Raw genomic sequence first — 19,587 nt, 5'->3', positions numbered from 1 at the left:
CTTATTCCTTCGCTTTGGCGGCTTCGATTTCCGCCGCCTTCTGTTCCACCAACTGGACGATGTGTTCGACCATGGCGTCGCCATCGATCTTGTGGTCGGGGGTGCCGGCAACATAGACCATGTGGTTGTCGCCGCCGCCGCCGGTCAACCCGATCATGGTCTCGCGCGCTTCGCCGGGACCGTTGACCACACAGCCGATGATCGACAGCGTCACCGGCGCGGTGACATGGGCCAAGCGCTTTTCCAGCAAGGCGACGGTATCCACCACGTTGAAGCCCTGGCGTGCGCAGGATGGGCACGACACGATGTTGACGCCGCGCGTGCGCAAGCCCAGCGACTTCAAAATCTCGAAGCCGACCTTGACCTCTTCCTCGGGCGGCGCCGACAGCGACACCCGGATGGTGTCGCCGATGCCACCCCACAACAGGTTGCCCATGCCGATGGCCGACTTCACCGTACCGCCGATCAGCCCGCCGGCCTCGGTGATACCCAGGTGCAAGGGATAGTCGCAGGCCTCGGCCAAGCCATGATAGGCCGCCACCGCCAGGAACACGTCGGACGCCTTGACGCTGATCTTGAACTCGCGGAAGTCGTTATCTTCCAAAATCTTGGCGTGTTCCAAGGCGCTTTCCACCATGGCCTCGGGACATGGCTCGCCATATTTTTCCAACAGATGCTTTTCCAACGACCCGGCGTTGACGCCAATGCGCATGGAACAGCCGTGATCCTTGGCCGCCTTGACCACCTCGCGCACCCGGTCGCTGGAGCCGATGTTGCCGGGATTGATGCGCAGGCAGGCGGCGCCCGCCTCGGCCGCCTCGATGGCGCGCCGGTAATGGAAATGGATGTCGGCCACCACCGGCACCGACACCTGGGCGACGATGTCCTTCAACGCGCGGGTGGAGTCTTCGTCCGGGCACGACACGCGGACGATGTCCACGCCCGCCGCCTCGGCCCGCTTGATCTGCGCCACCGTGGCCGCCACGTCGGATGTCAGCGTGTTGGTCATGGTCTGCACCGAGATGGGGGCATCGCCGCCCACCGGCACGGCCCCGACGTGGATCAACCGCGACTGACGACGTTGAATCTGGCGATAGGTTCGCACGCTCATGCTTGCACCGCGACCGTGAAAAGGACCCAATCCCCAGGAAACCGGGACCGGGGCCGATCATATAGCGCATTTGCCGCCAAGGTGTCACCCACGCAGGGCTTATTGCCAATCGCGCACGCCATAGCGGTCAAGAATGGCCTTGAGTTCGCCGCTGGCCCGCATCTCGGCCAAGCCGCGGTCGAACAGTCGGGCGTATTCGCGCGATTTCGGATGCTTGGGGGAAAAGGCGACGTAGATCGGCCCGCTTTCCGTCCCCCCGGCGAACTCCACCTGATCGGCAAGGCCCATCTCCTTGAGCTTGTACTCAAGGACCGCACGACTTTCCATGGTGGCATCGATGCGTCCACCCAACAATTTGCGCAGGTTGACGTCCAGGGGCGTCCGCCCCCCCACCAGATCGACACGGTCCCGCCGGTTGCGGTTGGCGTCCATATAGGACGCCACCGGCTCCATATAGATATAGCCGATGATGCCGCCCAGCTTGACCCGGCTCAGGCTGGCCACACCGTCGAACCGCCACGGATCGTTCCGGCGCACCAGGAAGGTGGTGTCCCACACGCCGATGGGAAGATGGGGAAACACCAGATCGGGACTGTCGACGGGAGCGGCGCCGATCACCGCCGTCACCGCGCCGCGCAGGCAATCCTCGAGCGAACGGCTCCACGGCGACAAGGCGAACTCCACCCGATGGCCGGCCTTGGCGAAAATCGCCTTGGTGACCTCGACCCCATAGCCTTCGGGTTGGCCGGAACAATCGAACGGGCACCATTCGTCGGCCCGCAAGGTGATCACGTCCGCCCGCGCGCCCCCTGCGGCCAAGGCCCACACCAAGACGAACAGCGCCGCCACCAGTTTGTTCATTCCCGGCATGCCCACCCCGCGCTGTCGTCCCGATACGACACAAGAACAGACACGTGATAGGCATGCGTCGGGGGCTGTCGCAAGGCTTAATTGCCGCCCGACGCAGCCAAATTCGACAAAGGCAATGTCAGGTGGAACACGCTGCCGACACCTTCGCGGGATTCAACCCAAACCCGGCCGCCATGCCGTTCGACGATGCGCCGCACCACCGCCAGACCGATGCCCGACCCTTCGTAGCGGTCGCGGGAATGCAGCCGCTGGAACACCTGAAAAATGCGTTCGAAACTGTCGGCGGGAATGCCGATGCCGTTGTCGGAAACCCGGAATTCGGCCATGCCGTCAAAGATGACGGCTGTGACCTGGATGTGTGGCGGCCTGTCGGGAGAGCGGAACTTGATGGCGTTGCCGACCAGATTCTGGAACAGCCGTTCCAGTTGGCTGGCATCGCCCATCACCGCGGGTAACGGTTTGTCCACCTGGATGTCGGCGCCCGAATCCTCGATCGCCACGGCCAGGTTGGCCAGGGCGTCGTCCACCACCTGGTTCACATCCACCTGGGACATGGGGCCGGCGCGGCTTTCGACGCGGGAAAACTCCACCAGATCGGCGATCATCCGGCTCATGCGGGCAGCGCCGTCCACGGCGAAGCCGATGAATTCGCGACAATCGCCATCCAAGCCGTCGCCCAGACGGCGGCTGAGCAGTTGCAGATAAGAGCCCACCATGCGCAACGGCTCTTGCAGATCATGGGACACGCTGTAGGCGAATTGCTGAAGGTCCTGGTTGCTTTGCGCCAGTTTCTCCATCAATTCGCGGCTGCGCCTTTCGCCTTCGAGACGCTCCGAGACGTCACGGAACACCACCACGGCGCCGACCGGCTGTCCTTCCTCGCTGACCGGGGAAACCGCCAGTTCGACCGGCACCAGGGTCCCATCCTTGCGCCGGAACATCTTGCCGATGCGCCCCGAATCGACCCCACCCAACAAAATGCGCCCCGGCTCGCCCGGCGGGTTGACGGTTTCGTGCAGATCGCGATCCAAAAGCTCTCCGGCGCCATAGCCCAAAATCGCCGCCGCCGCCGGGTTGGCGAACTTGACCGCGCCTTTCTGGTCCATGCCGACGATGCCGTCGCTGACCGCCCCCAGGACCAACTCCAACCGGTGATGAAGCACCGCTATGCGGGCCTGCTCGGCCACATCCTCTGCCGCCAGGGCGCGGAACCGCATGCCCACCAGCACGATCCCGCCAACCCCCACCAGCCAGATGACCGCGTGCGTCAGGGATTGGATGGCCATGGCGATACGGGCGGTGTGCTGATAGGGCGCCAAGGGCAGGGCGATGCCGACACCGCCACGCACGTCGCCCACCTCGTAGCCCTGGTGACCGTGACACTTCAGACAGCTTTGCTCGGTGATCATCGCCTGCATCAGGCGCAGATAGGGCTCGCCGTCGGTGGTCACGAACTCGAACACCTGCCGCTCTCCCGTTTCGAAACGCTTGAGGGCCATCTCCTCCCAAGGATCGGCGGCGTTGTCGGGATTGAGCGGCAACAGGCTGGTGATCCGGCCGCGAATGCCGTAAAGCCCGGCATAGTCGTCCATCACCTGACGCAGCATGTAGGCGGGGTTCATCAAGGTCAGATGGCGCCCCGACGGCGTGGTCAGGTCGCGTTCGGGAATATGCTCAAGCGCCGGATTGGGGGGCGTGTTGGCATCGACCTCCACATAGACGCCGCCGTGACGCGACGCCCAATAACGGATGGCCTGATCCTTGTTGAAATGGGCCACCGCCTCGCGGCGCGCCAGATCACGGCTGGTTTCCCAGGTGTTGTACAGGTTCCACGCCAGCGAGGCGATGACCACCACCGTCCACGCCATCACCGCCAGGACGGTGGCGCGGTCCAGACGCCGCAATCTGCCTCCGGCTCCGGGCTCAGGCATTTCTCGCCCTCCGCTGGGAAAACCCGTGTCCCAGCTTAGGCCGACGCCCGCCCGGCCGGAAGCGTTATCTACCGTCCCTATCCTTTTACGCCAAACAGCATGTAGTTAACGTCCAAGGAATCGGTCTCGCGCCAATCGTCGGCGAACGGCGCGTAGGCCAGGCCTTTCTGGTCGCGAACCTCGATCCCGGCGTCACGCAGCAAGGCCGCGAATTCCGACGGCTTGATGAACTTGCGCCAGTCATGGGTGCCGGCGGGCAGCCACCGCAGCACGTATTCGGCCCCCACCACCGCCAGGGCATAGGATTTCAAGGTGCGGTTCAAGGTGGCCCCCAGGAACACGCCGCCCGACCGCACCGCGCCGGCCGCCAACGAGATGAAGCGGGCGGGATCGGGCACATGCTCGATCACTTCCATGGACAGCACCACGTCGAAGGAATTGGCCTCGACGTCCTCGGGACCGCCGACACGGTAATCGACCGCGACCCCCGATTGTTCGGCGTGGATGCGGGCGACGCCGATGTTCTTTTCCCCGGCGTCGATACCGGTAACGGCGAAGCCCATGCGCGCCAGAGGCTCGGACAACAGACCGCCGCCGCAACCGACGTCAAGCAGACGCAGCCCCTCGAACGGCTGGACGGCATCAGCGTCGCGCCCGAAATGCTGGGCCAGCTTGCGCCGCATGAACGCCAGCCGCACCGGATTGAAGCGATGCAACGGCTTGAACTTGCCGGTCGGGTCCCACCACGCCTCGGCCATGGCGGTGAAGCGGGCCACCTCCTCGGCCGAGGAGGTGGCCTGGCGGGCGGGGGATTGGGGCTGAACGGGGCGCGCGGGCGCGTTGGCTTCGGACATGAAGGACTCCTCGTCGCGGCCGTCGGAACAGGGGGGCGGCCGCACTTGCTTCCAGATTGGCGACAGAGTATGAAGAGGCGCCCTCCGGGCGGCAACCGGGCAAACGAAAGATTCGTGGAACCGACCAGTGACCCCCATGGAATAGGGGGCAGGTCCAAAAGGAATTCCTCATGGCTCGCATCGTCATGAAGTTCGGCGGAACCTCCGTCGGCGACATCGACCGTATCAAGAACGTGGCCAAGCGCGTCAAGCGCGAGGTCGAGGCCGGCAATCAGGTCGCCGTGGTGGTGTCCGCCATGTCCGGCACCACCAATCAGTTGGTGGACTGGTGCAAACAGATGGCGCCGCTGCACGACGCGCGGGAATACGACCAGGTCGTCGCCACCGGCGAACAGGTGACCACCGGCCTGTTGGCCATCGGTCTTCAGGAACTGGGCGTCGAGGCGCGGTCCTGGTGCGGCTGGCAATTGCCGATCCGCACCGACGGCGTGCACGGCAAGGCCCGCATCATGACCATCGAGACCGAGGACATGATCCGCCGCATGGAACAAGGCCAGGTGGCGGTGGTCGCCGGCTTCCAGGGCCTGGGACCGGATAACCGCATCAGCACGCTGGGCCGCGGCGGCTCGGACACCTCGGCGGTGGCGCTGGCGGCGGCCTTGCATGCCGACCGTTGCGACATCTACACCGATGTGGACGGCGTTTACACCACCGATCCCCGGATCGTGAAATGCGCCAAGAAGCTCGATAAGATCACCTACGAGGAAATGCTGGAACTGGCCTCGGTCGGCGCCAAGGTGCTTCAGACCCGCTCGGTCGAGATGGCCATGAAGCACCGCGTGCGCGTCCAGGTGTTGTCCAGCTTCGAGGACAAGCCCGGTACTCTGGTTTGCGATGAGGATGAGATCGTGGAAAAGGAATTGGTGAGCGGCATCGCCTACAGCCGCGACGAAGCGAAGGTTACCCTGGTCAAGGTCTCCGACCGTCCGGGCGTGGCCGCGTCCATCTTCGGCCCGCTGGCCGACGCCGCCATCAACGTCGACATGATCGTCCAGAACGTGTCCGACGACGGCAAATCCACCGACCTGACCTTCACCGTGGGCAAGGCCGACCTTGACCGCGCCAAGAAGGTGGTGTCCGACGCCGGCCTCACGTTCGAGAAGCTGGTGGCCGACGCCAACGTGGTCAAGGTCTCGGTGATCGGCGTCGGCATGCGCAGCCATGCCGGCATCGCCCAGAAGATGTTCCAGACCCTGGCCGCCGAAGGCATCAACATCCAGGTCATCTCCACCTCCGAGATCAAGATTTCCGTCCTGATCGAGGAGAAGTACACTGAACTGGCGTTGCGTGCGCTCCATACCGCTTACGGCCTGGACGCGGCGTAAAGCCCGATTATCGAGGGGGAGAGGAAAGGAATGACCTTTCCGCGCGAACGCCTTGACCAGTTGTGGCAGCGCGGGCGCGAATTCCTGGGCACCGACGTCGCCATCCTTGGCGGCGCCATGTCCTGGATTTCCGAACGCCACCTGGTGGCCGCCATTTCCAACGCCGGCGGGTTCGGCGTCATCGCCTGTGGGTCGATGGCGCCTGACCGTCTGGCCGAGGAGATCGCCGCGACACAAACCCTGACCGCCAAACCCTTTGGCGTCAACCTGATCACCATGCATCCCGAACTGGACCGTCTGATCGACGTGTGCGGCGAGATGCGGGTCGGCCATATCGTGCTGGCCGGCGGCCTGCCGTCCGGCGCGGCCATCAAGCGGGCCAGGGAAACCGGGGCCAAGGTGGTGTGTTTCGCCCCCGCTTTGGTGCTGGCGAAAAAGTTGGTGCGCTCGGGCGCCGACGCCCTGGTGATCGAAGGAACCGAAGCCGGCGGCCATATCGGCCCGGTGGCGACCAGCGTGCTGGCCCAGGAAATCCTGCCCGAGATGGCGGCGCGCGTACCGGTGTTCGTGGCCGGCGGCATCGGCCGCGGCGAAGCCATCGTCAGCTATCTGGAGATGGGCGCCGTCGGCGTACAGTTGGGCACCCGCTTCGTCTGCGCCTCGGAATGCGTGGCGCACCCCAAGTTCAAGCAGGCGTTCATCCGCGCCGCCGCCCGCGACGCCGTGCCCACCGCCCAGGTGGACCCGGCCTTTCCGGTCATCCCGGTGCGGGCCTTGGCCAACGAAGGAACCAAGCGTTTCGTCGAGTTCCAGCACGAGGTCATCCACCGCTACCGCGCGGGGGAACTGGAGCAGAAGGAAGCTCAGTTGGAGATCGAGCATTTCTGGGCCGGCGCGCTCAGACGCGCGGTCATCGACGGCGACGTCGAGAACGGTTCGGTGATGGCCGGGCAAAGTGTCGGCCTGGTCACCCGTGAAGCGCCCTGCGCCGAAATCCTGGCGGAACTGGTGGATCAGGCGATCGCCGCGCTGACCCTGCGCACCGCCTCGCCGGAACGGGTGGCGTGATGCAGGCGGCGGCGCCTTCCGTCTCGCGCCGCCTGCTGGCCCGTCTGCGTGACGTCATGGCCGGCGGCGGCACCGCCGAGGAACGCCTGGACAAGGTGGTGACGCTGATCGCCGCCGACATGGTGGCCGAGGTGTGCTCGTGCTACGTCATGCGTGCCGGCGAAGTGCTGGAACTGTTCGCCACCGAAGGCCTGAAGAAGTCGGCGGTGCACAAGACCCGGCTCAGGGTCGGCGAAGGTCTGGTCGGCGACGTCGCCGCCCATGCCCGCCCGCTGGCGCTGGCCGACGCCCAGGCCCACCCCATGTTCGCCTATCGCCCGGAAACCGGCGAAGAAATCTTCCATTCGCTGATGGGTGTGCCGATCATCCGCGGCGGCCGGGTCATCGGCGTGCTGGTGGTGCAGAACCGCACCATGCGCCATTACACCGACGAGGAGATCGAGACCCTCGAGACGGTGGCCATGGTGCTGGCCGAGTTGGTGGCGTCGGGCGAACTGGTGGACCGCCAGGAACTGGTGGCGGTGGACGGCAACGCCCTGTTGCCGCTCAGGATCGAGGGCATCAAGCTGAACGCCGGCGTCGGCATCGGCGTCGCGGTGCTGCACCAGCCGCGCATCACCATCCGCCGACTGGTCGCCGAGGACCCCGAGGCCGAGATGGAACGGCTGCGTACCGCGCTGGCCGCCATCAAGAACGCCTTGGACGAATTGTTCTCACGCCCCGAGATGCGTGACGGCGAACATCGCGACGTCCTTGAGACCTATCGCATGTTCACCGAGGACAAGGGCTGGCTGGGCAAGATCGGCGAGGCCATCCGCTCGGGCCTGACCGCCGAAGGCGCCGTGCAGAAGGTGCACGACGACATGCGCGCACGCATGAGCCAGATCACCGACCCCTATTTGCGCGAACGCCTGCACGATTTCGAGGATCTGGCCAACCGTCTGCTGCAACACTTGTCGGAAGGCGAGGAAAAGGGCACGGGCGAGTTGCCCGACGACGCCATCCTGATCGCGCGGACCATGGGCCCCATGGACCTGTTCGACTACGACCCCAAGCGCCTGCGCGGCCTGGTGCTCGAGGAAGGCTCGCCCACCATGCATGTGGCCATCGTCGCCCGCGCGCTGGACATTCCGGTGGTGGGCCGCGCCAAGGAAGTGCTGGACAAGGTCGAGCCCCTGGACCCGGTCATCGTTGACGGCGACAACGGTCAGGTATTCGTGCGCCCCAGCGACGACATCCGCGACATTTTCGCCGACGCCATCAGCCTGCGCGCCGAACGCGCCGCCCAATACGCACGCTTGCGCGATCTGCCGGCGGTAACCGACGACCATGTCGCCATCAAGCTGATGATGAATGCCGGCCTGTTGCTGGACATGAGCCATCTGCGCGATTCGGGAGCCGATGGCGTCGGGCTTTACCGGACCGAACTGCCGTTCATGGCCCGCTCGGCGCTGCCCGACGTGGCGGCCCAGACCTTGCTGTACCGCAAGATCCTGGATCAGGCCGAGGGCAAGCCGGTGACGTTCCGCGCGTTGGACGTCGGCGGCGACAAGATCCTGCCTTATTGGAATCCATACGAAGAGGACAACCCGGCGCTGGGCTGGCGGTCGATCCGCATCACCCTGGACCGCCCGGCGGTGCTGCGCCATCAGTTGCGCGCCCTGCTGCGCGCCGCCAAGGGGCGCGAATTGCGGGTGATGTTCCCGATGATCGCCGAGGTGGCGGAACTGGTCCAAGCCCGCCACATCCTGAACCTGGAGATCGAACGCGAACGGGCGTTGGGGCACGATTTGCCGGCCGGGCTCAAGGTCGGCACCATGCTGGAAGTGCCGGCCTTGGCCTTCCAGTTGGACGCACTGTTGCCGCTGGTCGATTTCGTGTCCATCGGTTCGAACGACATGACCCAGTTCCTGTACGCGGTGGACCGGGGCAACCCGCGCATCGCCGAACGCTACGACCCCTTGGCACCGGGCATGCTGACCTTCATCCGCCATGTCGCCGGCAAGTGCGAAGCGGCGGGCGTGCCGTTGTCGGTTTGCGGCGAAATGGCCGGCCGGCCGCTCGAAGCCATGGCGCTGATCGCTTGCGGCGTACGCATGCTGTCGGTGGCGGCGCCCAGCATCGGCCCGGTCAAGACCATGATCCGCACTCTTCGGGTGGCGCCGGTCAAGGCCTATCTGGACAGTCTGTTGCAGGCGCCAGACCGCAGCTTGCGCGACAAGCTCAGAAGCTTCGCCATCGACCACGGCGTCACCCTGTAAAGGCACGGTCCTTTGAAACACCCCAAACCGGCCGAGGGGTGGTTGCCACCCCGCCCGGCAGTTTGCTACACAAGGAGCCTGCCGTTCGTTTCCCCCATTGCTTACGGGAAGGGTCGTTGAACGTGGCGAGCAACACGCAAGACAACGTGAATTTGGCGCAAGGTGTCCCCACCGTCGCCGTCGGGCAAAGTCTCAAGACCGCCCGCGAGCTGACCGGCAAGGGCCTGGGCGAGGTCGCCCAGCAATTGCGCATCCGCCAGCCCTTTCTGGAGGCGCTTGAAGAGGGACGCCACAAGGACTTGCCGGGTGGTGCCTATGCCATCGGCTTCTTGCGCACTTATGCCGAGTTCCTGAACCTCGACGGCGAAGAAATGGTCCGCCGCTTCCGGGCGGAAGCAGCCGGCGACCTCAATCCCCGTTCCGAACTGGTATTCCCCTCGCCGGTGTCCGAAGGACGCATTCCCGGCGGCGCGGTGCTGTTCCTCGGGTTGCTTCTGGCCGGCGTGGCCTATGGCGCGTGGTATTTCCTGTCGTCGTCCGGCCCCGACGTGGCCGAGATGGTGCCGCCCCTGCCCGACCGATTGGCCAGCGCCTTGAACCGCCCGGCCACCGTTACCGGCGACACCGCCAAGCCGGTCGAGGACGCCAAGGCCGAGGAATCCCCCGCCGCCGAAGCCAAGCCGGAAGAGACCGCGGACAAGGACCAGCCGGATCCGGCCACCCCCACGGCGGGAAATGCGGCCAAGGATGGCGAAGTGGTGCCCCCGACCGAGGAAGACGACACCAAGGCGCAGCAATCCGCCCCGGTCGCCGCCACCCCGTCCAATGCTCCCTCCGCCGACATCGGCAAGCTTGAGGCCGGCAAGGTGGAGCAGCCCAAGCCGATGGCCGCCACTCCTCCGGCGATACCGACGCCGCCTCCGGCAGCGACACCAACACCGCCTCCGGCAGCGACACAGCCGGCCTCCGCCGCCGTCGTCGAGCCTCCGCCTCCGGCCGCCGAACCGGCCCCGGCGGCAGAGGGCAAGGTCATCGGCCAGGAACACACCGATTCCCGCGTCCAGCTCAAGGCCGCCACCGACGATTGCTGGGTCCAGGTCCGCGAGATGGACGGCCAGTTGCTGTTGTCGCGCCTGTTGCGCAAGGGCGACAGCTATGTCGTCCCCAACCGCCCTGGCCTGACCTTGATGGTCGGCAACGCCGGGGCGCTGGAAGTCCTGGTGGACGGCAAGGCGGCGCCATCGCTCGGCAGTTCCGGCCAAGTCCGCCGCGACATCAAGCTGGACCCGGAAAAGCTGTTGGGATCGAACTGAAGGCCATCGGCACATTCAGTACAAAGCGAACCCCGTCCTTCGTGGCGGGGTTTCTTTTACCTTCCCTTCGGCAAGGGGCGTGAATCGAAAAGCCCCCGCCAAAAAGGCGAGGGCTTCTGCGATAACCGGAGGCCGCCCGTCGGATGGGGCCGCCTTCACCTTGTCCCGAAGGAAAAGGCTTACTTCTTGCCCAGCTTGGCGAAGGCGTCGCGCACTTCGTCCAGGTTCTGGGTGAAACGCTTGTTCAGCAGATCGAAAGCCTCGGAATTGGCCTTGGCGACCATTTCGGACAGTTCGCGCAGGTTGGCCAGCGAACGCTCGAAGGCGTCCTTGGCCAGTTCGGCCTGCTTGGCGGCCTTTTCCTGGGGATTGCCGGGCTCGGCGATGTCCTTGGTGGCCTGGGCGATCTCGTCCACGGTCTGGCGCAGGATTTCGGCCTGACGCTTGATCACGGCCTGGAAACCCTCATAGGCCAGCTTGTTGGCCTGGGTCAGGGCATCGATGTTCTTGCGCTGGCTGCTGACCAGGGTGTCGACGTCCACGCCGGGCACCTTGAAATCACCGAGGTACTTGCTGATATCGAACTTGCTGATATCGAAATCGAAGAATTGTTCCGCCTGCTGCTTGGTGGCCATAGGGGTCTTCCTCCAACCGGGGGCTGTTATTGCGGCGCAGCAAACATAATCCGGGCTGCGTATCGCGTCAACCGCTTGTGTGCGTCGCAACGTAATCCAAAAGTCGGAGACAGCCTACATCGCTTGGCAGGGTTCGGTATGGCGCAGGGTTTCGACACCAAAGCCATGTCCATGCGAAATAAAGGTCTCAAGGATCGTTGCCGGATATTCCGTATAAATACGCCCCATGTGGCCGATCGCTAAATTTCTTGATTCTGTAAAATTGCCCGGCGCACAACGACTGCTTCAAAGGGGGGGGCAATCCCCAAGACGCTTCCTGCAAAATCAAGGATCGCCCCTCAGGAAAAATCACGCGACGACAATTGGCGTCCGCGCGATTTTCGAATAAAACAAAATAGGGACGTTCGCACCGCCAAGGGGGGCGGCGCCGCGTGCCCCAGAGATGGAACCGGATGACGCTTTCCTGGCGCTTTCACACCTTGGCCCATCAGGCCCCCATGCTTTCGCAGGAGGAAGAACGGGAACTAGCCCGACGTGCCTGTTGCGGCGACGGTTCCGCCACCGAGCGTCTGATGGCAAGCCATTTTCGTTTCGTGCTGAAACTGGCGCAACGCTATCGTGCCTCGGGGGTGGCCATGGCCGACCTGATCCAGGAAGGCATGGTCGGATTGTCGCTGGCGGCGCGCAAATTCGATCCCGACGCCCACGACAACCGCTTTTCCACCTACGCCATGTGGTGGATTCGCGCCGCCATGCAAGACCACATGGTGCGCTCGTGGTCCTTGGTGCGGGTCGGCACCACCAACGCGCAGAAGGCGCTGTTCCTAGCGGTGCGCAAACGTCTGGCGGAAGGCGCCCCGGCCGAGGAATGGGCCGCCGCGTTGGCCGCGCGGTTCAAGACGCCACTGGCCGAGGTCAAGGCCCTGGCGGCGCGCGTCACCGGCCGCGACCTGACCCTGGACGCGGCCGAGCCCGGCGACGGCGCCTGGGTGGAGCGCCTGCCCGATCCCGGTCCCAATCCCGAGGAAGTGGCCTTGGCGCGTTCGGAACGGCGCGCCCGCGTCCGTTCGATTGCCGCCGCGATGGCGGCGCTCGACACGCGCGAGCGGCTGATCATCGTTCGCCGTCATTTTTCCGAGCTCAAGCCCTCGCTGGATTGCCTGGCCAAGGAGATGCAGCTTTCCAAGGAACGTGTCCGCGTTCTGGAAAAAAAGGCGCTGGACAAGCTTCGGGTACTGCTTCAGCCCCTGGTCCCGTCGTAAGTCTGGTTTGCGCGCATGGCCCTTGAAACGGCTGTTCGGCGCAAGTACCTTCCCCCTCTTGATTGCCAACACCTCTTTCGAGGACCAGATAAAATGTCCCTCATCGCAGACCGTCTGTCCGCCATCAAGCCGTCGCCGACCGTCGCGGTCACCCAGAAAGCCAACGAGCTTAAGGCCGCCGGGCACGACGTCATCGGCCTGGGCGCGGGCGAGCCGGATTTCGACACCCCCGCCAACATCCGCGAAGCCGGCAAGAAGGCCATCGACGAGGGCAAGACCCGCTACGTCGCCCCCGCCGGCACGCCCGAGCTGCGCAAGGCCATCGCCGCGAAGCTCAAGCGCGAGAACGGGCTGGACTACACCCCCGACCAGATCACCGTCGGCGTCGGCGGCAAGGGCACCATCTTCAACGCCTTCATGGCCACCATCAATCCCGGCGACGAAGTGATCGTGCCGGCGCCCTATTGGGTGTCGTACCCCGACATCGCCCTGATGTTCGGCGGCGTGCCGGTGTTCGTGGAATGCAAGGAGGAAGACGGCTTCAAGCTGCAAGCCGCCGATCTGGAAAAGGCCATCACCCCCAAGACCAAGTGGCTGGTGCTGAATTCGCCGTCCAACCCGACCGGCGCCGCCTATACCTGGGACGAGCTCAAGGCCCTGACCGACGTGCTGCTCAAGCACCCGCATGTGTGGATCATGTCGGACGACATGTACGAGCATCTGGTCTATGACGGCTTCAAGTTCGCCACCCCGGCCCAGGTCGAGCCCAAGCTCTATGACCGCACGCTGACCATGAACGGCGTGTCCAAGGCCTATGCCATGACCGGCTGGCGCGTCGGCTATGCCGCCGGTCCGCTGCCGATCATCAAGGCCATCAACATGATCCAGTCGCAGTCGGTGACCCACACCTCGTCGGTGTCGCAGGCCGCCGCCGTCGAGGCCCTGAACGGTCCGCAGGACTTCATCCCGACGAACGCCGAGGTGTTCAAGCGTCGCCGCGACCTGATCGTCGGCCTGCTGAACCAATGCCCCGGCATCACCTGCCGCACCCCCGAGGGCGCGTTCTACGTCTATCCGTCGTGTGCCGGCACCATCGGCAAGACCACGGCCAAGGGCAAGGTGATCAAGAACGACACCGACTTCGTCACCTACCTGCTGGAGGACGAGGGCGTCGCCGTGGTCCAGGGTGCGGCCTTTGGCCTGTCGCCCTATTTCCGCATTTCCTACGCCACCTCGGATGCGGCGCTGACCAAGGCCGCCGAGCGCATCAAGCGTTTCTGCGAAGGTCTGAAATAAGCTTTCTTCGTCCGAACAATGACAAACCCCGTCGCATCGCGGCGGGGTTTGTTGTTGGAAGGGCCGTGTTTTCCGCTCAGTTTTCCCTGAGCCAGGGAAGACGGGCGACGGCGATTCCTTCCGCCTCGAGCTCGCTCGCCTGTTCCGCCGACGCCTCGCCATAGATGGGACGTTCCTCGACGTCGCCGTAATGAATCTTGCGGGCCTCGTCGGCGAAATTGTCGCCCACGTAATCGCAAGTCTGTTCGACCGTCTGGCGCAGTTCGAGCAGCATGCGGCGCATTTCCTGCGCCGCCCCCTGGGCGTCCAGACTTTGGCCGGTGGCCTTGTTCAGGCGCGGCGCCATGATCGCCTTGGAGACCTGGGTGTCGCCGCACACCGGGCAGGCGATCTCGCCCGCCGCCGCCTGGGCGTCATAGGCGGCGCCGTCCTTGAACCAGCCCTCGAAATGATGGTCGCGCGCGCAGCGCAGTTCGAACAAGATCATGATCTGAACCCTTCCCGCCCCCCTTTATAGGAAAGCGGCGGACAAAGACAACCGGATGACACGCATGCCCGACCAAGCCTCGTCCTGGATCGCCCGTTTCACCCCCCTGGTGCGCCCCCGTGGCTCGGTGCTCGACGTGGCCTGCGGCGGTGGACGGCATGGCCGGTATTTCCTGGCATGCGGCCATACCGTCACCGGAATCGACCGCGACCTGAGCCGCACGACAGCCCCCGGCGCCGAACTGATCGCCGCCGACCTTGAGGACGGCACGCCATGGCCGCTGGGACCACGGCAATTCGACGCGGTGGTGGTCGCCAATTACCTGTGGCGGCCGTTGTTCCCGGCGCTGTGCGCGGCATTGGCGCCGGGCGGCGTGCTGCTTTACGAAACCTTCGCCGACGGCAACCAAGCCTTTGGCCGCCCCAGCCGCCCCGACTTCCTGTTGAAACGCGGCGAGTTGCTGGAACTGGCGGCGGGATTGACGGTGGTGGCCTATGAAGACGGCGTCATGGAAGGCCGGGCCGTCATCCAGCGCCTCTGCGCCGTCAACGGCCCAGGTCCCTTTCCCTTGCCTTAATCCTTGGGTGGCATGGCGAAGGGACGGTCGTGGTCCAGGCAGGGGATTTTCTTACGGGCGTCAGCCACCTTGCGCGGGTCGATGTCGGCGATGATCCACCCTGGCTGTTCCAGCGCGTCGGCCAGGATTTCCCCCCACGGCGAAACGATCAGGGCGTGACCATAGGTTTCGCGGTTGTTGGCATGGGTGCCGCATTGGGCAGGGGCGAAGACGTAACAGCCGGTCTCGATGGCGCGGGCCCGCAGCAGCACATGCCAATGGGCCTTGCCGGTAACCTTGGTGAAAGCCGCCGGCACCGCCAGGAAATCGCAGCCGGCCTTGGCCAGGGCGCGGAACAGGTGCGGGAAGCGCAGGTCGTAACACACCGACAGTCCCAGCTTGCCCCACGGCAGCCGCGCCGCCACCGCCCGGTCGCCGGGCTGGAAGGTGGTGCTTTCGCGGTACACCTCGCCCAAGCCAAGGTCCACGTCGAACATGTGGATCTTGTCGTACTTGGCGACCGCCACGCCATCGGGCCGCAACACATAGGTCCGGTTGGCGACCATGCCGCCATCCAACAGCACATGCAGCGTGCCGGTATGGATGTAGCAGTTCAGTTCCTTGGCCAACTCGCGAAAGGCCTTGAGCGCCAGATGATCATCCTCGGGCATGGCCTTGAGCACGATGTTCGAGCGCCCCCATTCCATCATCGCCACGTTTTCCGGCATCAGGATCAGCTCGGCGCCGGCGGCGCGGGCCTCGACCGCATAGCGCATGGCGGTGTCGAGATTGTGCTGAAGGTCGGTGGTGGCGTTGACCTGAAGACAGGCCGCCTTGAACGTCGGGTTCATGCGTCCACCCCCAGCTTGGAATCCAGGCCACCTTGGGCGTCGAGCGCGTAAAGGTCGTCGCAGCCGCCGACATGTTCGCCGTCGATGAAGATTTGCGGCACGGTACGCCGGCCGCCGGCCCGCGCGGTCATCGCCTCGCGCAGCCCGCCGTCGTGGGACACGTCGATTTCCCGATAAGTGACGCCCTTCTTGTCGAACAGCCTCTTCGCGCGGACGCAATAGGGACAGACCAGAGTGGTGTAGATTTCGATATCGGCCATCGAACGCTCCTGTTGAACATGGCCCTTAATATAGCGTTTCAATCGCCAAACACCACCCGCCCAAGCGTCAGCACGTCCACTCCCGCCGCCCCGGCCGCCAACAGCACGCGGGCACATTCCCCCACCGTCGCCCCGGTGGTCAGGACGTCGTCGACCAGAACCACCCGGCGCCCGGCCAGCCGGTCTTGTCTTTCCGGCATCACCGCAAAGGCGCCGGCCACGTTGCGCAACCGTTGTTCCCGGTCCATGTGACCTTGCGACGCCGTACGGCGCACGCGCACCAGGGCGTCGGGCACTACCGCCCGCCCGCTCAACCGTCCCACCGCCAGCGCCAGAACCGCCGATTGATTGTAACGCCGGGCCAACAGCCGCCAGCGATGCAACGGCACCGGCACCAGCACCTCGGCATCGGCCAGAAGGTCGGCGCCGGCACGGGCCATCCAGCGGGCGAAGGCCGGCGCCCCTTCCAGCCGGTCGGCATGCTTGAACCGCAGGATCAACGGCTTCGACGACTGGTCGTACCGCAGCACCGCCCGCGCCCGTCCCCAAGGTGGCGGTTTGGCGAGACACGGACCGCATAGCATCTGGTCGGCGGCGCCGCCGGGATCGACGTCGAACGGCCGACCACAGGCATGACACCAGGGCGGCGCCAGGAAACCCATCCCGGCCCAGCAATCGGGGCACAGGCTACCCGGTTCGGCGACCACCGCGCCGCAGGACAGGCACGGCAACACCGCGTCCACCATCCGCCGCAACAGAACCCTGCCCCGCATGATTCGATCTTCCCCCCGGCCACCCGACCATGCCATATAGCCTATATGCCCGACCCCATCAGAATCTTCGACCGCTCGTTGCTGCGCAAGCGCCGTGACCGTGCCGCCGACCGTTTCGCCGCCCACGATTTCCTGGTCCGCGAGGTGGCGGAGCGTTTGGCCGACCGCCTGAGCGACGTCACCCATCGCTTTCCGCTGGCCCTCGACCTTGGCTGCCACACCGGCGAGATCGCCGACACCCTGGGCGGGCGGGGCGGCATCGAGACGCTGGTGCAATGCGACCTCAGTCCGGCCATGGCGGCGCGTGCACGCGCCAACGGCCACCCGACCCTGGCGGCGGACGAGGAATGGCTGCCTTTCGCCGACGCCAGCTTCGATCTGGTGATTTCGTGCCTGTCGCTACATTGGGTCAACGACCTGCCCGGAACCTTGGTGCAAATCCGTCGGGTCCTGAAACCCGACGGCTTGTTCCTGGGCGCCATGCTGGGCGGCGAGACGCTCAAGGAACTGCGGCAATCGCTGGCCGAAGGCGAAATCGCCGAGGAAGGGGGCATGAGCCCCCGCGTCTCGCCCTTCGCCGACCTGCGCGACCTGGGCGGGCTGTTGCAACGCGCCGGCTTCGCCCTGCCGGTGGTGGATTGCGACGACATCGACGTTTCCTATGGCGATCCCATGCGGCTGTTGGCCGACCTGCGCGGCATGGGCGAAGCCAACGCCGTCGCCGAGCAGCGCAAGGGCATGACCCGGCGCCGCACCCTTCTGCACGGACTGGAACGCTATATCACCCAATTCGGCGACGGCGACGGGCGCGTTCCCGCCACCTTCCAGGTGCTGACCATGACCGCCTGGACCCCGCATTCCAGCCAGCCGCAGCCATTGCCCCCCGGTTCCGGCCAGCGCTCGCTGGTTCAGGAATTGTGCCAGCCCAGCTTCGACTGACCCCATGCGTTTCGCCCATCCCCTGGTGCACGGCACCCTGATCCGCCGCTACAAACGCTTCCTGGCCGACATCCGTCTTGACGACGGCCAGGAGGTCACCGCCCATCTGGCCAATTCCGGCGCCATGCTGGGCACCAGCACGCCGGGAATCGAGGTGTGGCTGTCGCCGGCCAACAGCCCGACGCGCAAGTTGGCCTGGAGCTGGGAATTGTGCCGCGTCGATGGTGCCTTGGTCGGCGTCAACACCGCATGGCCCAACCTGGTCGCCGCCGAAGGCGTGACAGAGGGAAGAATTCCCGAACTGGCCGGCTATGCCACCCTGCGGCGCGAGGTGAAGTACGGCCGCAATTCGCGGATCGACCTGTTGCTGGAAGCGCCCGACCGGCCGCCTTGCTACGTTGAAGTCAAGAACGTCCACCTGAAACGGGGAGATTGGGCGGAGTTCCCCGACGCCGTCACCGCACGCGGGGCCAAGCACCTGTTGGAACTGCGCGACCAGGTGGCGTTGGGCGCCCGTGCCGTCATGCTTTATCTGGTCCAGCGCGAGGATTGCATTGGGTTCCGCCCGGCGGCTGACATCGATCCGACCTATGCCGAAGGTCTGCGGGCAGCCAAGGGCGACGGCGTCGAGGCAATCTGCTATACCTGTTCCATGACATTGGACGGAATCACCATCAAGGAACGGCTGCCCATCGACCTGGGCGGCCTTGGGAACTGAGGCATATGGAAAGTGAGCGCGAGGCGGGGCGCATCCCGCTGCATGGTCTCGAAGATTTCGAAGGCATGCGCAAGGCCGGCCGTTTGGCCGCGGAAACCTTGGACTTCATCGGCCCCCACGTGGTGCCCGGCGTCACCACCGGCGAGTTGGACCGGCTGTGTTCGGAGTTCATCGCCGAACGCGGCGGCATCTCGGCGCCGCTGAACTATCGCGGCTACCCGAAATCCATCTGCACCTCGGTCAACCACGTGGTGTGCCACGGCATCCCCAGCGACAAGAAGTTGGAGGACGGCGACATCGTCAACATCGACGTCACCCCCATCGTCGATGGCTGGCACGGCGATTCCAGCCGCATGTATTATGTGGGAAAGCCCGGCGTGAAGGCCAAGCGGCTGGTCGAGGTCACGCACGAGGCCTTGATGCGCGGCATCGAGGTGGTGCGTCCCGGCGCCACCTTGGGCGACATCGGCTGGGCCATTCAATCCTTTGTCGAGAAGCAGCGTTTTTCCGTGGTGCGCGATTTCTGCGGCCATGGGCTGGGCCGTATCTTCCACGAACCGCCCAACGTCATGCATTACGGCCGCCCCGGCCATGGTCTGGTGCTGAAGGAAGGCATGTTCTTCACCATCGAGCCGATGGTCAACGCCGGCAAGGCCGACACCAAGATTTTGTCGGATGGCTGGACCGCGGTCACCAAGGACAAATCCCTGTCGGCGCAGTTCGAGCATTCCATCGGCGTCACCGCCCAGGGCTGCGAGATTTTCACCCTGTCGCCGGGCGGCGTGTTCTTCCCGTCGGCCTGAAACACCACGACATCGCCAAAGCCCCCGACCGTTTGGCCCAGGGGTTTACAATAAGTGTGGAGGGCGCCTTGCGAGAGTGATGCGCCTTCTCGCTTTTTGACGCTTTCAACCTGCGAAGAAATCTTCGAGCCCATAAACGTCATGGCCGGGCTTGGCCCGGCCAGCCATGTATTTGGGCATTGGCGCGAACGAATGGTCCCTTTGCGCCCATGTC

Annotated in this window: 19 protein-coding genes; 10 read left to right on the top strand and 9 right to left on the bottom strand. The window is 65.1% G+C overall.

What is annotated here, in order from left to right; all coding sequences use genetic code 11:
* Nucleotide 1: 1 nt before the first annotated feature.
* The 4 genes from ispG to ubiG form a co-directional block, all read right to left on the bottom strand.
* The gene (gene ispG / locus G4223_RS17845) at nucleotides 2-1,111 is read right to left on the bottom strand and encodes a flavodoxin-dependent (E)-4-hydroxy-3-methylbut-2-enyl-diphosphate synthase (protein ID WP_163682508.1); all 1,110 of its coding nucleotides are present in this window, start codon (nucleotides 1,109-1,111) and stop codon (nucleotides 2-4) included.
* Nucleotides 1,112-1,210: 99 nt separating this feature from the next.
* The gene (locus tag G4223_RS17840) at nucleotides 1,211-1,981 is read right to left on the bottom strand and encodes a substrate-binding periplasmic protein (protein ID WP_163682506.1); all 771 of its coding nucleotides are present in this window, start codon (nucleotides 1,979-1,981) and stop codon (nucleotides 1,211-1,213) included.
* Between the two features lie 77 nt (nucleotides 1,982-2,058).
* On the bottom strand, nucleotides 2,059-3,912 hold the full coding sequence (locus G4223_RS17835; RefSeq protein ID WP_163682504.1) for an ATP-binding protein: 1,854 nt from the start codon (nucleotides 3,910-3,912) through the stop codon (nucleotides 2,059-2,061).
* Nucleotides 3,913-3,989: 77 nt separating this feature from the next.
* On the bottom strand, nucleotides 3,990-4,766 hold the full coding sequence (gene ubiG, locus G4223_RS17830) for a bifunctional 2-polyprenyl-6-hydroxyphenol methylase/3-demethylubiquinol 3-O-methyltransferase UbiG (RefSeq protein ID WP_163682502.1): 777 nt from the start codon (nucleotides 4,764-4,766) through the stop codon (nucleotides 3,990-3,992).
* A 170-nt stretch (nucleotides 4,767-4,936) separates the two neighbouring features.
* On the opposite strand from ubiG, the gene G4223_RS17825 reads away from it, so the two are divergent.
* From G4223_RS17825 to G4223_RS17810, 4 genes are all read left to right on the top strand, one after another.
* Nucleotides 4,937-6,151 carry an aspartate kinase gene (locus G4223_RS17825; protein ID WP_163682500.1) on the top strand — a complete coding sequence of 405 codons (1,215 nt, stop codon included), beginning with the start codon at nucleotides 4,937-4,939 and terminating at the stop codon, nucleotides 6,149-6,151.
* A 30-nt stretch (nucleotides 6,152-6,181) separates the two neighbouring features.
* The gene (locus tag G4223_RS17820; protein ID WP_163682498.1) at nucleotides 6,182-7,219 is read left to right on the top strand and encodes an NAD(P)H-dependent flavin oxidoreductase; all 1,038 of its coding nucleotides are present in this window, start codon (nucleotides 6,182-6,184) and stop codon (nucleotides 7,217-7,219) included.
* A complete protein-coding gene (gene ptsP / locus G4223_RS17815) occupies nucleotides 7,219-9,480 on the top strand; it encodes a phosphoenolpyruvate--protein phosphotransferase (RefSeq protein ID WP_163682600.1) in 2,262 nt (753 codons plus the stop codon). The genes G4223_RS17820 and ptsP overlap by 1 nt, the downstream gene beginning before the upstream one ends.
* Before the next feature lie 122 nt (nucleotides 9,481-9,602).
* Entirely contained in the window at nucleotides 9,603-10,793 is a 1,191-nt protein-coding gene (locus G4223_RS17810) for a helix-turn-helix domain-containing protein (RefSeq protein ID WP_338086919.1), read from the top strand.
* Nucleotides 10,794-10,972: 179 nt separating this feature from the next.
* On the opposite strand, the gene G4223_RS17805 is transcribed toward G4223_RS17810, so the two are convergent.
* A complete protein-coding gene (locus G4223_RS17805) occupies nucleotides 10,973-11,428 on the bottom strand; it encodes a phasin family protein (protein ID WP_163682495.1) in 456 nt (151 codons plus the stop codon).
* Nucleotides 11,429-11,880: 452 nt separating this feature from the next.
* On the opposite strand from G4223_RS17805, the gene G4223_RS17800 reads away from it, so the two are divergent.
* Both G4223_RS17800 and G4223_RS17795 read left to right on the top strand, forming a co-directional pair.
* Nucleotides 11,881-12,690, top strand: a complete 810-nt coding sequence (locus G4223_RS17800) for a sigma-70 family RNA polymerase sigma factor (RefSeq protein ID WP_163682598.1) — start codon at nucleotides 11,881-11,883, stop codon at nucleotides 12,688-12,690.
* A 93-nt stretch (nucleotides 12,691-12,783) separates the two neighbouring features.
* Complete coding sequence (locus G4223_RS17795; RefSeq protein WP_163682493.1) at nucleotides 12,784-13,986, top strand: pyridoxal phosphate-dependent aminotransferase; 1,203 nt, start codon at nucleotides 12,784-12,786, stop codon at nucleotides 13,984-13,986.
* A gap of 76 nt (nucleotides 13,987-14,062) precedes the next feature.
* On the opposite strand, the gene G4223_RS17790 is transcribed toward G4223_RS17795, so the two are convergent.
* Entirely contained in the window at nucleotides 14,063-14,473 is a 411-nt protein-coding gene (locus G4223_RS17790; RefSeq protein WP_163682491.1) for a DUF1178 family protein, read from the bottom strand.
* A 64-nt stretch (nucleotides 14,474-14,537) separates the two neighbouring features.
* Between G4223_RS17790 and G4223_RS17785 the strand changes: the two genes are divergently transcribed.
* Nucleotides 14,538-15,050, top strand: coding sequence for a class I SAM-dependent methyltransferase (locus G4223_RS17785; protein ID WP_241004198.1), 513 nt, complete (start codon nucleotides 14,538-14,540; stop codon nucleotides 15,048-15,050).
* Here G4223_RS17785 and G4223_RS17780 read toward each other — a convergent pair.
* The 3 genes from G4223_RS17780 to G4223_RS17770 are packed head-to-tail and all read right to left on the bottom strand — an operon-like array spanning nucleotide 15,047 to nucleotide 16,913.
* Nucleotides 15,047-15,880 (bottom strand): carbon-nitrogen hydrolase family protein, encoded by an 834-nt coding sequence (locus G4223_RS17780; protein WP_163682487.1) that lies wholly within the window; start codon nucleotides 15,878-15,880, stop codon nucleotides 15,047-15,049. The genes G4223_RS17785 and G4223_RS17780 overlap by 4 nt on opposite strands.
* A complete protein-coding gene (gene grxC, locus G4223_RS17775) occupies nucleotides 15,877-16,140 on the bottom strand; it encodes a glutaredoxin 3 (RefSeq protein ID WP_163682485.1) in 264 nt (87 codons plus the stop codon). The genes G4223_RS17780 and grxC overlap by 4 nt, the downstream gene beginning before the upstream one ends.
* Nucleotides 16,141-16,178: 38 nt before the next feature.
* Nucleotides 16,179-16,913: a ComF family protein gene (locus tag G4223_RS17770; RefSeq protein WP_163682484.1), complete on the bottom strand. Its 735-nt coding sequence runs from the start codon at nucleotides 16,911-16,913 to the stop codon at nucleotides 16,179-16,181.
* A gap of 45 nt (nucleotides 16,914-16,958) precedes the next feature.
* On the opposite strand from G4223_RS17770, the gene G4223_RS17765 reads away from it, so the two are divergent.
* The 3 genes from G4223_RS17765 to map are packed head-to-tail and all read left to right on the top strand — an operon-like array spanning nucleotide 16,959 to nucleotide 19,373.
* A complete protein-coding gene (locus G4223_RS17765; RefSeq protein ID WP_163682482.1) occupies nucleotides 16,959-17,852 on the top strand; it encodes a methyltransferase domain-containing protein in 894 nt (297 codons plus the stop codon).
* Nucleotides 17,853-17,856: 4 nt separating this feature from the next.
* The gene (gene sfsA / locus G4223_RS17760; protein ID WP_163682480.1) at nucleotides 17,857-18,570 is read left to right on the top strand and encodes a DNA/RNA nuclease SfsA; all 714 of its coding nucleotides are present in this window, start codon (nucleotides 17,857-17,859) and stop codon (nucleotides 18,568-18,570) included.
* A 5-nt stretch (nucleotides 18,571-18,575) separates the two neighbouring features.
* Nucleotides 18,576-19,373, top strand: coding sequence for a type I methionyl aminopeptidase (gene map, locus G4223_RS17755; RefSeq protein ID WP_163682478.1), 798 nt, complete (start codon nucleotides 18,576-18,578; stop codon nucleotides 19,371-19,373).
* Nucleotides 19,374-19,587 lie beyond the last annotated feature (214 nt).

The organism is Magnetospirillum aberrantis SpK (genome assembly GCF_011022235.1).
In the GTDB taxonomy this organism is placed as follows: Bacteria; Pseudomonadota; Alphaproteobacteria; order Rhodospirillales; family Magnetospirillaceae; genus Magnetospirillum; species Magnetospirillum aberrantis.
Note: the sequence above shows the minus strand (reverse complement) of the source record. Positions and strands in the feature narration are given on the sequence as shown.

Bases quoted from the DNA above. Each gene is read 5' to 3' on its own strand.
- G4223_RS17780 (WP_163682487.1), bottom strand. From the start codon at position 15,880: ATGAACCCGACGTTCAAGGCGGCCTGTCTTCAGGTCAACGCCACCACC.
- G4223_RS17790 (WP_163682491.1), bottom strand. From the start codon at position 14,473: ATGATCTTGTTCGAACTGCGCTGCGCGCGCGACCATCATTTCGAGGGC.
- grxC (WP_163682485.1), bottom strand. From the start codon at position 16,140: ATGGCCGATATCGAAATCTACACCACTCTGGTCTGTCCCTATTGCGTC.
- ptsP (WP_163682600.1), top strand. From the start codon at position 7,219: ATGCAGGCGGCGGCGCCTTCCGTCTCGCGCCGCCTGCTGGCCCGTCTG.
- G4223_RS17805 (WP_163682495.1), bottom strand. From the start codon at position 11,428: ATGGCCACCAAGCAGCAGGCGGAACAATTCTTCGATTTCGATATCAGC.
- map (WP_163682478.1), top strand. From the start codon at position 18,576: ATGGAAAGTGAGCGCGAGGCGGGGCGCATCCCGCTGCATGGTCTCGAA.
- sfsA (WP_163682480.1), top strand. From the start codon at position 17,857: ATGCGTTTCGCCCATCCCCTGGTGCACGGCACCCTGATCCGCCGCTAC.
- G4223_RS17785 (WP_241004198.1), top strand. From the start codon at position 14,538: ATGCCCGACCAAGCCTCGTCCTGGATCGCCCGTTTCACCCCCCTGGTG.
- G4223_RS17800 (WP_163682598.1), top strand. From the start codon at position 11,881: ATGACGCTTTCCTGGCGCTTTCACACCTTGGCCCATCAGGCCCCCATG.
- G4223_RS17795 (WP_163682493.1), top strand. From the start codon at position 12,784: ATGTCCCTCATCGCAGACCGTCTGTCCGCCATCAAGCCGTCGCCGACC.
- G4223_RS17820 (WP_163682498.1), top strand. From the start codon at position 6,182: ATGACCTTTCCGCGCGAACGCCTTGACCAGTTGTGGCAGCGCGGGCGC.
- G4223_RS17840 (WP_163682506.1), bottom strand. From the start codon at position 1,981: ATGCCGGGAATGAACAAACTGGTGGCGGCGCTGTTCGTCTTGGTGTGG.
- G4223_RS17765 (WP_163682482.1), top strand. From the start codon at position 16,959: ATGCCCGACCCCATCAGAATCTTCGACCGCTCGTTGCTGCGCAAGCGC.
- G4223_RS17770 (WP_163682484.1), bottom strand. From the start codon at position 16,913: ATGCGGGGCAGGGTTCTGTTGCGGCGGATGGTGGACGCGGTGTTGCCG.
- ispG (WP_163682508.1), bottom strand. From the start codon at position 1,111: ATGAGCGTGCGAACCTATCGCCAGATTCAACGTCGTCAGTCGCGGTTG.
- ubiG (WP_163682502.1), bottom strand. From the start codon at position 4,766: ATGTCCGAAGCCAACGCGCCCGCGCGCCCCGTTCAGCCCCAATCCCCC.
- G4223_RS17825 (WP_163682500.1), top strand. From the start codon at position 4,937: ATGGCTCGCATCGTCATGAAGTTCGGCGGAACCTCCGTCGGCGACATC.
- G4223_RS17835 (WP_163682504.1), bottom strand. From the start codon at position 3,912: ATGCCTGAGCCCGGAGCCGGAGGCAGATTGCGGCGTCTGGACCGCGCC.